We start from the raw sequence: 15,073 nt of genomic DNA, 5'->3' as shown, positions 1-15,073 counted from the left end.
CATTAAATGCCTTCACCAGCATCGTAAATTGATCGTTCCTCTTCACGCATTGTTCTCATTAAACTAATCGCACCAAGCGTTCCGATTATGACGCTTCCCATTATTACGATGGCATATAAATCTTTCTTCATAAATAACTGAATGAGACTATAAGAAATCGCTAATGAAAAAATAGGTGAAACAAGCCAAATACACATAATTTTTTTGACGATATGTTTATGAAAAATTTGTTTTCCGCTTTTCGCCATTCCTATACCAATGATAGAGGAGGACGTTACTTGCGTTAACGGTACGGGTAATCCAAACAGCGAACTGATTCCAACAAGCAATGCACCTGTACTTGAAATTAGAATGCCCTCAGCTTTCTCAAAACGTACAATTTTTTTCCCATTCGTTTCGAGTACGCGTTTTCCTAATAGCATCGCTCCTATAGCAACAAATGCACCCCCAAGCCAAATGCCATTTGAGACAGTTATCATCCCAGCACCAACAAGTGGGCCAACTGCATTAGCAACATTGTTCATACCTGCTGAGAAGGCTTCAAAAAATCCTGCAAGCACGAGTAGCACTGTTAACAACGGACGGTTTGCTAATAATCCCTTTCCTTGAAATTTATTTAGTACCTTACCAAATACGAGAGCAATGACAAATGCTATTAGCGGAACGATTACCCAAAAGGACATAATGACAAGCAATGATTTAACATATAGCACGCGATAGGCAATTCCTACACCGACTACTGCCCCTACGGTTACTTCACTTGTCGATAATGGAATGCCTAATAGATTGGCAAGAAACAATGAGCTTGTGGCAGAAATTAATATAATCATGACGATTTTCACCGTAATATACTCTTGTGGTATAATTCCTGAGCTTATTGTCTTTACAACTTCCCCACCACCTAGAATCGCGCCTGCAAAAACCCCTACTGCACAAATTAGTAGTGCATGCCAAGCTTTTTTAATTGCCCCCGCTCCGTAGGCTACACCCATTGAAGCGGCTGCTCCACTTGCACCAATATTCATTGCAAAAAATAAACTAATGGCTATTGCAATATATTCCAGCATAATTTAAACGCCCCTATTCATGTAGCCCACATTCAGTTTTAGCAGATCCTTGCCATCTGCCTGCGCGTAGGTCATCCATTGTAAAGGCTGGTTGTGTACAGTGTTCACAGCCAATGCTCGGATAGCCTTGATCGTGTAACGGATTGTAAGTTAAATCATGCTTTGAAACATAACGCCATACATCTTTCCACGACCAATGAATGAGCGGACAAATTTTAATCGACTTAAATTTATCATCACGATTGATAAAATTCGTCTGCTGTCGTGTCGGGGATTGTTCCCTGCGCAAACCTGAAATCCAAGCTGTAGCTCCTGATAATGCCTCATGTAATGGCTTAATTTTTCGAATATCGCAGCACTTATTAGGGTTGGACTTCCATAATTCATCTCCATATTGAGCCTTTTGTTCATCAAGTGTAAGCTTAGGTTTCTGCAAGATTATATTGAGCTGTGGATATTTTTGCTTTACACGTTCAATCGTTTCATATGTTTCTTTAAAATGGACATCTGTGTCTAAAAAAACGATAGTAGCGTTTGGCTTAACCTTTGAGATAAGATCGATTAATACAATTCCCTCTATACCAAAGCTACAGGCATAAACGATATCATCGCCATATTGTGCATAGCTCCATTGTAAAACCTCTAGTGCACCTTTAAAGGATTCATCCACTCCAAAATTAATCGTTGGCTCCTGCCAAGTTGCATACGTTAACATGTAATCCCCCTCGAAACATTTTCAGATATAGCAAAAGGCGTTTTAACAACAGACACAACAATTGCATTGTGCCTTCGTTAAAACGCCTCTAGTTTGACTAGCCAGCTTTTATGGATGATTGTAAACTAGTAATCTTGTACCTCATTTAGCAATCATACTTCTTATTACCAAATATATACTAAATTACACCTAGTAGTCAACTAGGTTTTATAAAAAATCTAAACTTCTTTCAGCAGTATCATTTTATCTCCCATTTGAATGTCACGCTCATCATTTACAAATAATTTTATTCAAATAATTTGTCTTTTGCTACTCACCGTCTGCACATCGGTTAATTGTCTGAAAAAAAAACAGAAATTTTTCATAATTCCTTGTTGACTAATAGGAAATATATGTTTAATGTGGTACTAAGCTAATTAAAAACAAAAAATGCTGATCAGAGGATCTGAAGGCCATCTACTCAAAATGTGTTTGTACACGTTTTTGAGAGATGGTCTTTTGTGTTCTTTTGAGAAAAAGGGGAGATTTTTGATGAAAAAAAGAAAGCATATTTTTCAATCATTTGTACTCTTATCTGGCTTAACTTTAATGTTAACAGGATGTAATAGCACATCCACAGACAACGATACAAGTACGGAAGACACAAAAAAGTCAGTTGAGCTACTAAATGTTTCTTATGATCCAACGCGGGAGCTTTATGATGAATTTAATAAAGACTTTATCGCAAAGTGGAAAGACGAAACAGGTCAAGATGTGAAGATTCATCAATCACATGGTGGCTCTGGTAAACAAGGGCGAGCGGTCATTGATGGTCAAGAAGCCGATGTTGTGACACTAGCACTTGCCTATGATATTGATGAAATCGCCCAAGCTCGCGATCTGCTAAATAAAGACTGGCAAACTGAATTTGAAAATAATTCTACACCCTACACTTCTACAATTGTCTTTTTAGTACGAAAAGGCAATCCAAAAGCTATACAAGACTGGAGTGATTTAACAAAAGACGATGTATCAGTCATCACACCAAACCCAAAAACTTCAGGTGGTGCACGTTGGAATTACTTAGCTGCATGGGGGTTTGCTGCAAAGTTGTATAACAATGACGAGAAGCAAATAAAGGATTTTATGAAGGCGTTGTATAGCAATGTAGAGGTACTTGATTCTGGGGCTCGCGGCGCTACGACGACGTTTGTTGAACGGAAAATAGGTGATGTGTTAATTGCTTGGGAAAATGAAGCTTATTTATCACTCAATGAATTAGGGGAAGATGAATTTGAAATCGTTACACCTTCATTGAGTATTTTAGCAGAGCCTCCTGTTGCAATTGTTGACAAAATTGTAGATAAAAAAGGGACGCGCGAAGTGGCAGAAGCATACTTACAACATTTATATAGCGATATTGGGCAAGAAATTGCTGCAAAAAACTACTATCGACCACGCAATGAAGAAATATTAGCAAAATACCAAGATCAATTTCCAAAGCTTGAGCTCATTTCAATTGATGACTTTGGCGGTTGGGCAGAAGCACAGTCCAAGCATTTTAAAGACGGTGGCACGTTCGATGAAATTTACGTTCCACAATAAGGAGGCATATGATGAGTAGCCTAACATTAAAAAAGAAGCCGGCACGAGTTATTCCCGGCTTCCATCTTTCTCTTGGTTATACAATGCTATACGTTAGTTTGCTTGTGCTCTTGCCTTTAGCAATGATTTTTATTCAGACGATGTCCTTGAGTTGGGCTGAATTCGTGACAATTATAACCGATCCACGTGCAGTTGCCTCCTATAAGCTCAGTTTCGGCACAGCACTAGCTGCTGGTTTACTTAATGTTGTCTTTGGCACCATTATCGCTTGGGTACTCGTGCGTTACCATTTTCCGTTTAAGCGCATCATTGACGGTCTTGTAGATTTACCATTTGCTTTACCTACAGCAGTAGCAGGAATTGCTTTAACATCTCTTTATGCCCCGAATGGTTGGATAGGTCAATTTTTCGATTTTAAAATCGCTTTTACACCACTTGGTATCATTATTGCACTAACCTTTATTGGACTTCCATTTGTAGTGCGCACCGTGCAACCTGTTTTACAAAACATTAGTACTGAAGTCGAAGAAGCCTCAGCAAGTCTTGGAGCAACAAGGCTCCAAACAGTCATAAAAATTATTTTCCCTGAACTAGCACCTGCCATTTTAACAGGCTTTTCGTTAGCCTTTGCACGTGCCCTAGGGGAATATGGATCAGTTGTCTTTATTGCTGGGAATATGCCGATGAAGACGGAAATTACACCATTAATCATTATGACAAAGCTTGAACAATATGACTATGCAGGCGCTACTTCTATTGCTGCCGTCATGCTTATTACATCATTTGTCTTATTGTTCACCATTAATTTAATACAGTGGCTGGCAAATCGTCGCTTTGTACATTAGGAGGTATTTATGGATCAGTCTACGGTAATCGAACCAATTGCTCCTGAATCACACATTGCAACGGCAAAGCCCGCTGCCCTACAGGAGCCTCGTATTGTTCGTTATGTATTAACATTTATTGCGCTTGCTTTTTTAGCATGTTTTATCGTTCTTCCTCTCGTATCAATTTTTATAACAGCCTTTCAAAAAGGAGCAGACGTCTATTTTGACGCAATTACCCATCCAGATGCATTAGCTGCTATAAAATTAACCTTAACAGTAGTGGCAATCGCAGTTCCTTTAAATGCAATCTTCGGCATTATGGCAGCTTGGACACTAACGAAATTTAACTATAAAGGGAAAAATCTATTACTTACAGTGATTGACCTACCTTTTGCTGTGTCACCAGTTATCGCAGGTTTAGTGTTTATATTGCTATTCGGTGCACAAGGTCTGTTTGGGAACTGGCTATTTGCCAACGATATTAAAATTGTTTTTGCTTTGCCGGGCATTGTACTTGCTACTATTTTTGTCACATTGCCCTTTGTAGCAAGAGAGCTCGTGCCATTAATGCAGGCACAAGGGACATCAGAAGAAGAGGCCTCTATTTCTCTCGGGGCTAATGGCTTTAAAACCTTTTGGTATGTCACATTACCCAATATTAAATGGGGATTATTTTATGGTTTGATATTATGTAATGCTCGTGCAATTGGCGAATTCGGAGCTGTTTCTGTCGTATCGGGTCATATTCGTGGTATGACGAATACAATGCCGCTTCATATCGAAATTTTATACAATGAATATCAATTTTCAGCAGCCTTTGCTGTTGCGTCATTGATGAGTGTGCTAGCTATTATTACGCTTATTATAAAAGATATTGTTGCTTGGAAATCAAAATCAGTTTAAAGGGGGTATACTTGCTTGAGTATACAAATACAAAATGTATCAAAGAAATTCGGTTCCTTTCAAGCACTGCAAGATGTATCCATTGATATTCAATCTGGTGAATTGGTAGCACTGCTCGGTCCATCTGGCTCTGGCAAAACGTCTTTACTTCGTGTAATTGCAGGACTCGAAGCCTCCGATGTTGGCGAAATATTATTTGACGGTCAAACGATTACGAATCGTCATCCGAAGGAACGAAACGTAGGCTTTGTTTTCCAACATTATGCGCTTTTTCGCCATATGACTGTTTTTGATAATGTAGCTTATGGCCTGAAAGTACGGCCACGTAAAACAAGACCATCCAAAGCAGAAATAACCGATAAAGTAATGACATTACTACGACTTGTTAAACTAGAAAATTTCTCGGATCGTTATCCAACTCAGCTATCTGGTGGGCAACGTCAACGTGTCGCACTCGCTCGCGCTCTCGCTGTCGAACCTAAAGTACTTTTATTAGATGAACCATTCGGTGCACTTGATGCTAAAGTGCGTAAGGAATTACGGCGGTGGTTGCGAAAGCTACATGATGATTTTCAAATAACGAGTATTTTTGTGACGCATGACCAAGAGGAAGCGCTTGATGTGGCTGATCGAATTGTCGTGATGAACAACGGTAAAATTGAGCAAATTGGCAGTCCAGATGAAGTTTACACCCACCCTAAAAGTCCATTTGTCTATGATTTCTTAGGTAATGTCAACCTCTTCAAAGGGCGTTTACATAACGGAAAGCTGACACATGGAGAATTTGCCATTGATGTGCCAGACACGCATGCTCATACACAGGACGATGCTGTAGGCTACGTTCGCCCACATGATATACAAATTGAAAAAACAGCGGTGTCAGGCACTGTTCCTGCTCAAATAAGCCATATACATTTGCTAGGACCAATTGTACAAATTGAACTACGCCGCCTTGATATTGATGAATTTTTAGAGGCAGAGCTGACAAAAGATCAGTTTACAAATCTTCAACTAAAAGTAGGCGACAATGTATTTGTACGACCAAAGCAATTAAAAGTATTTATTCCAGAAGATTTTTCTATTTAAAAAAAGAAGGCACGGTTAAAATTTAAGAATAAAAATATGTTCGCTAATTTTGCTATTTCACTATGTTAAACTTAGCAATTCTTTCATTTGCAAGAATAATAAATTAGCAACGTGTACTAGTTGTTGGTTGCGAAGGCGGTGACTCCTGCGGGAACACACGCAACGTAAGACGCAACAAGCCGCGCGTTAGCGAGGGTTGTGGCTTACGTGTGTGCCCGCGGAAAGCATCGCCGGAGCGGACAACAACGGCATAGCTTAATAGTGGGTAGATTGTCTAGAATCAGCAATTCTTTCTTTTGCAAAAATAATAAATTAGCAGCGTGTACTAGTTGTTGGCAGCGAAGGCGGTGACTCCTGCGGGAACGCACGCAACGTAAGACGCAACAAACCGCGCGTTAGCGAGGGTTGCGGCTTACGTGTGTGCCCGCGGAAAGCACCGCCGGAGCGGACAACAACGGCATAGCTTAATAGTTGGTAGATTGTCTAGAATCAGCAATTCTTTCTTTTGCAAAAATAATAAATTAGCAGCGTGTACTAGTTGTTGGTAGCGAAGGCGGTGACTCCTGCGGGAACAGCACGCAACGTAAGACGCAACAAGCCGCGCGTTAGCGAGGGTTGCGGCTTACGTGTGTGCCCGCGGAAAGCACTGACGGAGCAGACAACAACGGCATAGCTTAATAGTGGGTAGATTGTCTGGAATCAGCAATTCTTTCTTTTGCAAAAATAATAAATTAGCAGCGTGTACTAGTTGTTGGTAGCGTAGGCGGTGACTCCTGCGGGAACGCACGCAACGTAAGACGCAACAAGCCGCGCGTTAGCGAGGGTTGCGGTTTACGTGTGTGCCCGCGGAAAGCACCGCCGGAGCAGACAACAACGGCATACATAAAAAGTGTTAGATTGATGGCAGTCAATCTAACACTTTTTCTACTTTGCATATATTTTAGTTATGAAATTCTCGTCCATCAAAGACTGCTGACACATAGCCCGCACGAATAACAAAGTCTCCGAAATGCTCACCATCTAAACGGTCCTTTGCAAAATGCAAAAGAATTGGACGTAACTCCGCTAAAATTTCTTCTTCCCCAATATTTTCACGATAAATTTTATTCAAACGATTACCTGTAAAGCTAGCGCCAAGATACATATTGTACTTACCTGGACCTTTGCCGATAAAGCCTATTTCGCCCATTGCTGCACGTGAGCAGCCATTTGGACAACCAGACATACGAATAACAATTTCGGTGTCATGTAATCCAGCTTCATCAATAATCGTATCAATTTTCGTAATGAGTGAAGGTAAATAACGCTCTGCCTCTGCCATTGCTAATCCACAAGTAGGTAACGATACACAAGCAATTGAATTGCGGCGCAGTGCTGAGTAATGCGCGCCATCAGTTAGCTTATACTGTTCAATAAGTGCAGCTATTTGTTTCTTCTTCTGTTGCGATACATTGCTAATCATTAAGTTTTGATTTGGTGTTAAACGAAAATCTCCGCTATGCACTTTGGCAATTTCTCGTAAACCAGTTAACAGTTCATAATCCTCAAAATCTTTAATTCGCCCATTTTGAATAAATAATGTGTAATGCCAGTTGCCATCAGCACCTTTGATCCATCCAAATTCATCACCAGTACGTTCAAATGTAAATGGACGTTCCTCTTGTAGTTCCCATCCTAAACGACGATGTAATTCTGCTTTAAACCAGTCGAGTCCTCGCGCATCAATTGTATATTTAAAACGTGCATTTTTACGAACTGAACGATTACCATAGTCACGCTGAATCGTAATAATTTTCTCCGACGTTTCAAGCAATTTGTCAGGTGTAATAAAGCCAATAATACGAGCAAGCTGTGGATATGTTTCATGGTCACCATGTGACATTCCCATGCCTCCTCCAACAGCTACATTAAAGCCCACTAGCTGGTCTTCTTCAATGATTGCAATTAAACCGATATCTTGGGAATAAACATCGACATCATTGCTTGGTGGAATTGCCATACCGATTTTAAATTTACGCGGTAAATATTGTGCACCGTAAATAGGCTCAATTTCTTCCTCTTGGCTATCTACTACTTTTTCACCATCAAGCCATAGCTCGTGATAGGCACGAGTTCTTGGCAATAAATGCTCACTTAACTTTGCTGACCAATTGTAAATTTCCTCATGTAATGACGATTGGTTCGGATTGACATTACACATCACATTTCGATTCACATCCCCACATGCAGCGAGTGAATCTAACAGAACATCATTAATTTCTTGCATATATTTTTTGACATTCCATTTCAAAATGCCATGTACTTGGAATGCCTGACGTGTCGTTAATTTTAATGAGCCATTGCCATATTTTCTTGCCATGTCATCCATCACAAGCCACTGTGCAGGTGTTGCAGTCCCACCAGGTGTTCTTACTCGCACCATAAACTGATACGCTGGTTCTAGCTTTTGACGCTGTCGTTCATTTCGCAAATCTCTGTCATCCTGTAAGTAACTTCCGTGGAATTTCATTAATCTATTATCATCCTCAGGAATTCCTGAGCTTAATGGATCATTCATAGTCCGTTCAAGTGTCCCACGTAAGTAATTACTATCGCTTTTAATACGTTCTACATCACTAGGTGTCCCAGGTTGTGGAGGTAAAATAATTTTTCCAGTCATCTTTTTCGCTCCTTTACTAATAAACGTCACGTTGGTAGCGTTTTTGCTGTTTCAAATCATTGATATAAGCTTTCGCTTCCTCAGGCGTTTTGTTCCCTTGCTGCTCAATAATGTGACGGATTGTTTGATCAACATCAGCAGCCATCGATTTTTTATCGCCACATACGTAAATAACAGCCCCTTGCTCAAGCCATTCATAAAATGCTTGTGCCTTTTCCTCGATTTTATGTTGGACATATATTTTTTTATCTGTATCACGAGAAAAGGCTATATCCATTTGAGCTAATGTTCCTGAGGCAAGCCAACGCTGCCAATCTGTTTGATAAAGGAAATCCGTCATAAAATGCTGATCGCCAAAAATTAACCAAGATTTTCCCTCTATACCTAATTCCTCTCGCTCCTCTAAAAATGCACGATATGGCGCAACTCCTGTACCAGCGCCAATCATAATAATTGGTGTGTCTGCTTGCTCCGGCAATCTAAAGTTCGGGTTTTTATGAACATAAATCGGCAATGTATCACCAATATTGACGCGCTCTGCAACACTACCGGAACACACCCCAAAACGCACTCGCCCATTCGTTTCATAGCTTACTTTTCCTATTGTTAAATGGACCTCATCACTATTTGCTAATTGGCTACTTGCGATGGAATAAAGTCTAACTGGTATTTTGCGAAGAAGGTCAACAAATTGTTGAGTATCCCAAGTAAATGGAGCAAAATCTTCAGCGATATCTACTAAATCTCGTCCTCTTGCATAGTCCTTCCAAGCTGTAGAACTTTCACATAGCTTTGCAAATTCTTTATGCACCGTAAATGCGCTAATTTTTTGTAAAAGAGGCTTTGATAAAACCGTAATTTCTAACTTTTTCCGAAGCGCATCTTTTAATTGCATTGCCTCATCAGATACAGTTACTTGTGCCTGTGGATTAAACTGTAATGCTTTTATTAATGCATGCACTAATGTTTCATCATTTTCTGGAAGAATACCAATGCTATCTCCAGGCTGAAACTGAAAATTCGCTCCTTCAATTGATAACTCGATATGACGCGTTTCTTTTTCAGAGCCACGACCATTTAAATTGATGTTTTCCAATACTTCAGCATAATACGGATTTTTACGGGAATATGTAGCATCTCCTTCTAATATTTGCGTTTGCTCCGTTTTAATCGCTGTATCTGTATGCTCTAATAATGCCTGTTGAACATCCGTAAACCATTTGGCAGCAGGTTCATCGTAATCAACATCACAGTCTGTTCGTGGAACAATACGTGTTGCGCCTAACTTTTCAAATTGCGCGTCAAAATCCTGACCTGTTTTACAGAAAAATTCATATGAGCTATCGCCTAATGCCAATACGGAAAAGTGCAGATGCTCAAGTTTGGGTGCACGTTTACTGTGTAAAAATTCATAAAATTGAATTGCTTGATCGGGTGGTTCCCCTTCACCATGCGTACTTACTACGAGCAATAGATTCGTTATTTTCTTTAAATTATTCGGCTTAAACTTCGCTAAAGATGTAACTGTTACCTCAACATCATTGGCTTTTAACGCAGCTGCATATTTTTCAGCTAAGCCTTGGCTATTTCCTGTTTGTGAACCATATAACAGTGTTACTGATTTCGTTGTTGGGACAACTGACAATTTTGCTTCTTCTACTACGTTTGTATCAATGGTTGCTAGTAGCGCACTTAAGTAACCATTTAACCAAATTTTTTGTTCTCCTGTTAAATTAGGTAGAAGCTCATTTAAAAGTTTCACCTGCTCCTCATTAAAAGGACTGTTAATTACTTGCAGTTTCAAACTATGCCACCTCACGTATAATTTAAAATTATCTAAGTCGTATTTTTTCTTTCTTTTCAATTTGTACAACGTAAAAATTTTGTACAATTAATGTAATCGAACCATGGTTAACTGTATTTAAAATTTGTCGGACATTATCTAATGCTAGATTGACATTTTCTTCTCTCTTATCTACCATTACGAAAAACACCCTTCCTCCAAATAATTTAGTTGTACTAATTGCACGATACGTTCCACTAATACTTTCCTTACATTATCGTCATAGCCCAAGCTATTACATAAAATCATGTTGTTTTCCTCATATCCTTGCAATTGCTTGGCAATACTTTGACGTAAAATGCCTGTAAACAATAAATACGGCACGATAAATACACGATGATTGAATTGTTGCCTTTGCTTTATCCAACCTTCCAAGCTAGGACCCGCTCCGTATAAAAAGCATGTATCGACTGCTACATAACTATATTTTTCACGTAATCTTAACGCAATTTTAGCTAAATCCTCTTTAACTGCTGGATCACTACTGCCACGACCAATGAGTAATACGCTTGCATTGTTAGCATAAAGCTCTGTTTCTAAAATTCGCGTTTGTAGTGTGTCAATTAATAGCTCATGTACTCCGAGTGGCTCCCCGTATGTAAAGCGTACTGTTGGGTATCGCTTTTTTGCCTTTTCAATCTCCTGAGGGATATCGTGCTTCGCATGCTGGGCAGCTAACAAAAGAATCGGCATAATTGCAATGGCTGTAGCCCCTTGGCGTACGCAATTTTCAATACCTTGTGCAATCGTTGGCTGGGCTAGCTCTAAAAAACAAATTTCCTGAATCGGTAAATCAATGTCCTGTTGCACTCGCTGTAAAAATGCAACTGCTTGCTCTACACCAGCCTTTACCCGACTACCATGTGCCACATATAAAATAGCCTGCATCAAAACACTTCCCTATACTGAAATTTCTTTTAAAGGCATTTTAGGACAAGTTTCCTCAAACCATTGAATTTTTTCCCGTAATGTCACCACTTCACCAATTACAATCATGCTTGGATTTTGAATATTTTCTTGCTGTGCAACATCCACAATATTCGCTAATGTTCCAATGACAGTTTTTTGTTGCTGACATGTTCCCCAATGAATAAGTGCGACAGGCGTTTGCTCGTCACGTCCGTATTTTATTAACTGCTGTTGGATATAAGGTAAATTTCCAACCCCCATATAAATCGCAAGCGTATCTATTCCTTTAGCAAGACTTTCCCATTGAATAGCATCATCTTTTCCCTCTCGCATATGACCTGTGACCATTGCGAAGCTTGAACTTAAATCCCGATGTGTAACAGGAATACCCGCATATGCTGGCGCGGCTATTCCAGAGGTGATCCCAGGTACGATTTCAAATGGAATATGATGTTGTGCAAGCACTTCTGCTTCCTCAGCACCTCTGCCAAAAACGAATGGGTCACCCCCTTTTAACCTTGTGACAATAAAGCCTTGCTGTGCATAGCTTACAAGGGAATGATTAATATGATCCTGAATCATGGCATGTCGATTTGGTAACTTTCCACAAAATATCAACTTGGCACTTTTTTTCGCATACGTTAATAAGTCCTTATTAATCAGTCTGTCGTATAAGATGACATCCGCCTGTTCAATGCAGCGTAATCCTCTTAGCGTAATCAAATCAATATCGCCCGGACCGGCTCCTACAATGTAAACTTTCCCCATGTCATGGCACTCCTTTCTATCGATAAAAAAAGAGACTCATACTATCCATAGGCAAAGCAATGCCTGTGAATAATAAGAGCCTCTAGTTTGCTAGTCAGCTTCCATTTTTAATTCTTAGTAATATAATAAGAATAATAAATAATTTAGTATATTCTGTCAACAGTTGTTTTATTCCTTTTAAAAATGCTAACCGTTTAAACGGAGCAATGAAAGGTAACAATGCAAAAAAAATATGCAAGGAGCGTGTACTCCTTGCATACTTTTTATTTTTGGGTCAAGCCACAAGCTGAACTTTTGTTCGTTCATAGAAATCAAATTAGTATGGTCTAAACCGTGGATATGGTCTACGTGGACCGAAATATGGACCTGGTGGATATGGACGATAGTACGGATAATTCGGGTAGTAGGGATATTGGTTGAATTGTGATCCAAGTAAACTTCCTAAAAAACCACCAAAAAACGGCCCGCCAATTGGCCAAAAGCCTCCTCCAAAGCCTCCAGGATATCCTCCGAAATTTCGCATAGGCTTCCTCCCTTCTTCTCTATCGTATGAAGGGAGATACATATCCCGCGAGTCCTTTGCCTACTCTATTTTTCTTCACCTAAACGTTGCACAAAGTTTGCTAATGTACGCACCATGACACCCGTACCACCTTTTGGTCCTAAATCATGTGCAGCTCCTGTATCCGATGTACCTGCAATATCTAAATGAATCCAAGGTAAATCACCAACAAATTCGCCTACGAAGCCACCACCGAAAATCATATGACCATCGCGACCAGGAGAGTTGTTCAAATCTGCAACATCTGATTTACGAATTCGTTTCTTATCACTTTCTGTTAAAGGCATACGCCATACAAACTCATCTGTCTCTTGTGCTGCTTCCATGAAACTAGCATAGAATTCGTCATCATTAGAAAGTGCACCCGTTTTATCTAGACCAAGTGCTGTAATAACACCGCCTGTTAAAGTAGCAACGTCAATAAGTGCAGTTGCTCCTTGTTGTTTAGCATATGTAGTAGCATCTGCCAATACTAAACGTCCTTCAGCATCAGTATTTAAAATCTCAACCGTTTTACCACTATACGTTGTAATTACATCATCAGGTTTAAAGGCTGTATCAGAAACCATATTATCAGTAGAGCCAATAACTGCAACTACGTTTTTATTAGGGCGTAATTCACCGATAATTTTCATAGCACCGAGCACTGCTGCTGCACCGCCCATATCGCCCTTCATACCAACCATCGAATCTTTAGGTTTTAACGAATAACCACCCGTATCATACGTAACGCCTTTACCCACAAGACCAATTGGATCAGCGAAATCTTCTGTTGCTTTATATTTTAACGTGATTAAACGAGGTTCTTCATATGAACCTTGATTGACACTTAAAATACCGCCCATACCAAGTTCCTCTAGTTGAGCTTTATCTAAAATTTCCACTTCAAAATCATAGTTGATTGCAAGGGACTGTGCATAATTTGCTAAGTCTGTTGCAGTTAAGAGATTTGGTGGTAGATTAATTAAGCTACGTGCCTCGTTAACTGCATCTGCATAAATGATACCGACTTCAAAACTAGCCACAACTTCATCTAAATCCTCAGCAGTAGTCACTAAATTTACTGCTTCAATACGTTTATCTACTTCATTTGAAGTTGTTTTATAATGAGGAATAGAATAATAGCCTAGCGTTGTTCCTTCACCCGCTAAAAACGCAACATCATTTACAGTTATTGCTTCTGTTGTAAATGATTCAAGCCAAATTGAATAGTCTTTTACTTTTAAAGCTTTAAGCTCTTTACCGACTAATCCAAATGCAGCACGTAAGTCACCTTCTGTTAAGTTTTTACGCTCATCTAAGCCTACAAATAAAATACGTTTTAAATTGTCATGTTCCTTCACGAATGGCAATTTCGTAATCGATTTTAGTTCAGTCGATACATCGCCTGCACTAAGCCAAGCATTTAGTGATTCTCCATAAAATGCTGAAAAACTTGCCCAATCTTGCATTTGTTCACGATGTTTTGTAACCCCTACAACTAATACTTCTGTAGAAATCGATTCAAATGTTTTTGCTTCTTTAACAATATGCATAATTATTCCTCCATTCAATATTTCTATTATACCTAACTTTCAAAAAAGCGCGTAATATTTAGCTATTTCTTCTTTTAGAAAATAATGAATGTTATAATAAAAGCAATTATAAGTGAAGGTTGTGATGAATTTGGCGATACTTCAAAATACCCCTCTACTCGTCGCCCTCTTTTCTGTTCTCTTTGCACAGTTTGTAAAAATTCCTATACATTTTTTAATGACAAGACAAATAAAATGGGGCCTATTTACATCCACTGGAGGAATGCCTAGCTCTCACTCTGCTTCTGTTACGGGGTTAACAACATCAATAGCGTATGAAACAGGCTTGGATTCACCTATTTTTGCTATAGCCGCAATGTTTTCGTTCATTGTTATGTATGATGCAAGTGGTGTTCGTTTCCAAGCAGGGCAACACGCAGTTGTATTAAATCAACTTCGCAAAGATTTTCAGACGTTGCTACGTGATATTAAAGATTGGCCACAGATGGATGGGCAGGAAAAAATGGAAGAGTTGAAAACTTTGCTTGGTCATAAGCGTAGTGAGGTGTTTTTCGGAGCATTAACAGGCATCTTTATCGCTATCATAACCTATCAATTCATTCAATAAAAAAAGAG

General features: G+C 39.4%; 14 protein-coding genes. 5 read left to right on the top strand and 9 right to left on the bottom strand.

Annotation, left to right across the window (positions count from 1 at the left end; translation table 11 throughout):
• Window positions 1-2: 2 nt before the first annotated feature.
• Together ACIQXW_RS18190 and ACIQXW_RS18185 are read right to left on the bottom strand one after the other, a co-directional pair.
• Window positions 3-1,064: a sulfate permease gene (locus ACIQXW_RS18190; RefSeq protein ID WP_402764504.1), complete on the bottom strand. Its 1,062-nt coding sequence runs from the start codon at window positions 1,062-1,064 to the stop codon at window positions 3-5.
• A 16-nt stretch (window positions 1,065-1,080) separates the two neighbouring features.
• Window positions 1,081-1,782: a phosphoadenylyl-sulfate reductase gene (locus ACIQXW_RS18185; RefSeq protein WP_402764448.1), complete on the bottom strand. Its 702-nt coding sequence runs from the start codon at window positions 1,780-1,782 to the stop codon at window positions 1,081-1,083.
• Window positions 1,783-2,313: 531 nt separating this feature from the next.
• On the opposite strand from ACIQXW_RS18185, the gene ACIQXW_RS18180 reads away from it, so the two are divergent.
• From ACIQXW_RS18180 to ACIQXW_RS18165, 4 genes are read left to right on the top strand one after another with little or no spacing between them, the layout of a single operon-like run.
• Window positions 2,314-3,366 (top strand): sulfate ABC transporter substrate-binding protein, encoded by a 1,053-nt coding sequence (locus ACIQXW_RS18180; RefSeq protein WP_340822843.1) that lies wholly within the window; start codon window positions 2,314-2,316, stop codon window positions 3,364-3,366.
• Window positions 3,367-3,377: 11 nt separating this feature from the next.
• A complete protein-coding gene (cysT, locus tag ACIQXW_RS18175; protein WP_401019699.1) occupies window positions 3,378-4,211 on the top strand; it encodes a sulfate ABC transporter permease subunit CysT in 834 nt (277 codons plus the stop codon).
• 9 nt (window positions 4,212-4,220) lie between these two features.
• Complete coding sequence (gene cysW / locus ACIQXW_RS18170) at window positions 4,221-5,096, top strand: sulfate ABC transporter permease subunit CysW (RefSeq protein WP_340822841.1); 876 nt, start codon at window positions 4,221-4,223, stop codon at window positions 5,094-5,096.
• 15 nt (window positions 5,097-5,111) lie between these two features.
• Window positions 5,112-6,182, top strand: a complete 1,071-nt coding sequence (locus ACIQXW_RS18165) for a sulfate/molybdate ABC transporter ATP-binding protein (RefSeq protein ID WP_340822840.1) — start codon at window positions 5,112-5,114, stop codon at window positions 6,180-6,182.
• 940 nt (window positions 6,183-7,122) lie between these two features.
• Here the strand turns inward: ACIQXW_RS18165 and cysI are convergent.
• The 7 genes from cysI to ACIQXW_RS18130 form a co-directional block, all read right to left on the bottom strand.
• The gene (cysI, locus tag ACIQXW_RS18160) at window positions 7,123-8,841 is read right to left on the bottom strand and encodes an assimilatory sulfite reductase (NADPH) hemoprotein subunit (protein ID WP_402764443.1); all 1,719 of its coding nucleotides are present in this window, start codon (window positions 8,839-8,841) and stop codon (window positions 7,123-7,125) included.
• 16 nt (window positions 8,842-8,857) lie between these two features.
• Window positions 8,858-10,645 carry an assimilatory sulfite reductase (NADPH) flavoprotein subunit gene (locus tag ACIQXW_RS18155; RefSeq protein ID WP_402764440.1) on the bottom strand — a complete coding sequence of 596 codons (1,788 nt, stop codon included), beginning with the start codon at window positions 10,643-10,645 and terminating at the stop codon, window positions 8,858-8,860.
• A 28-nt stretch (window positions 10,646-10,673) separates the two neighbouring features.
• A complete protein-coding gene (locus ACIQXW_RS18150; RefSeq protein ID WP_402764437.1) occupies window positions 10,674-10,823 on the bottom strand; it encodes a DUF2292 domain-containing protein in 150 nt (49 codons plus the stop codon).
• Window positions 10,823-11,572: a sirohydrochlorin chelatase gene (locus ACIQXW_RS18145; protein ID WP_401019708.1), complete on the bottom strand. Its 750-nt coding sequence runs from the start codon at window positions 11,570-11,572 to the stop codon at window positions 10,823-10,825. The genes ACIQXW_RS18150 and ACIQXW_RS18145 overlap by 1 nt, the downstream gene beginning before the upstream one ends.
• 12 nt (window positions 11,573-11,584) lie before the next feature.
• Window positions 11,585-12,361 carry a uroporphyrinogen-III C-methyltransferase gene (cobA, locus tag ACIQXW_RS18140; RefSeq protein WP_401019710.1) on the bottom strand — a complete coding sequence of 259 codons (777 nt, stop codon included), beginning with the start codon at window positions 12,359-12,361 and terminating at the stop codon, window positions 11,585-11,587.
• Between the two features lie 316 nt (window positions 12,362-12,677).
• On the bottom strand, window positions 12,678-12,884 hold the full coding sequence (locus ACIQXW_RS18135) for a uroporphyrin-III methyltransferase (protein ID WP_401019712.1): 207 nt from the start codon (window positions 12,882-12,884) through the stop codon (window positions 12,678-12,680).
• Between the two features lie 65 nt (window positions 12,885-12,949).
• Entirely contained in the window at window positions 12,950-14,458 is a 1,509-nt protein-coding gene (locus ACIQXW_RS18130) for a leucyl aminopeptidase (RefSeq protein ID WP_402764433.1), read from the bottom strand.
• Window positions 14,459-14,582: 124 nt separating this feature from the next.
• Between ACIQXW_RS18130 and ACIQXW_RS18125 the strand changes: the two genes are divergently transcribed.
• On the top strand, window positions 14,583-15,065 hold the full coding sequence (locus tag ACIQXW_RS18125; RefSeq protein ID WP_402764430.1) for a divergent PAP2 family protein: 483 nt from the start codon (window positions 14,583-14,585) through the stop codon (window positions 15,063-15,065).
• Window positions 15,066-15,073: the final 8 nt, after the last annotated feature.

The sequence above is a fragment of the Lysinibacillus sp. NPDC097162 genome, assembly GCF_044762185.1.
In the GTDB taxonomy this organism is placed as follows: Bacteria; Bacillota; Bacilli; order Bacillales_A; family Planococcaceae; genus Lysinibacillus.
This window is presented reverse-complemented; position numbering and strand designations above follow the sequence as displayed.

Bases quoted from the DNA above. Each gene is read 5' to 3' on its own strand.
- ACIQXW_RS18145 (WP_401019708.1), bottom strand. From the start codon at position 11,572: ATGCAGGCTATTTTATATGTGGCACATGGTAGTCGGGTAAAGGCTGGT.
- cobA (WP_401019710.1), bottom strand. From the start codon at position 12,361: ATGGGGAAAGTTTACATTGTAGGAGCCGGTCCGGGCGATATTGATTTG.
- cysW (WP_340822841.1), top strand. From the start codon at position 4,221: ATGGATCAGTCTACGGTAATCGAACCAATTGCTCCTGAATCACACATT.
- cysI (WP_402764443.1), bottom strand. From the start codon at position 8,841: ATGACTGGAAAAATTATTTTACCTCCACAACCTGGGACACCTAGTGAT.
- ACIQXW_RS18150 (WP_402764437.1), bottom strand. From the start codon at position 10,823: ATGGTAGATAAGAGAGAAGAAAATGTCAATCTAGCATTAGATAATGTC.
- cysT (WP_401019699.1), top strand. From the start codon at position 3,378: ATGAGTAGCCTAACATTAAAAAAGAAGCCGGCACGAGTTATTCCCGGC.
- ACIQXW_RS18125 (WP_402764430.1), top strand. From the start codon at position 14,583: ATGAATTTGGCGATACTTCAAAATACCCCTCTACTCGTCGCCCTCTTT.
- ACIQXW_RS18180 (WP_340822843.1), top strand. From the start codon at position 2,314: ATGAAAAAAAGAAAGCATATTTTTCAATCATTTGTACTCTTATCTGGC.
- ACIQXW_RS18185 (WP_402764448.1), bottom strand. From the start codon at position 1,782: ATGTTAACGTATGCAACTTGGCAGGAGCCAACGATTAATTTTGGAGTG.
- ACIQXW_RS18135 (WP_401019712.1), bottom strand. From the start codon at position 12,884: ATGCGAAATTTCGGAGGATATCCTGGAGGCTTTGGAGGAGGCTTTTGG.
- ACIQXW_RS18130 (WP_402764433.1), bottom strand. From the start codon at position 14,458: ATGCATATTGTTAAAGAAGCAAAAACATTTGAATCGATTTCTACAGAA.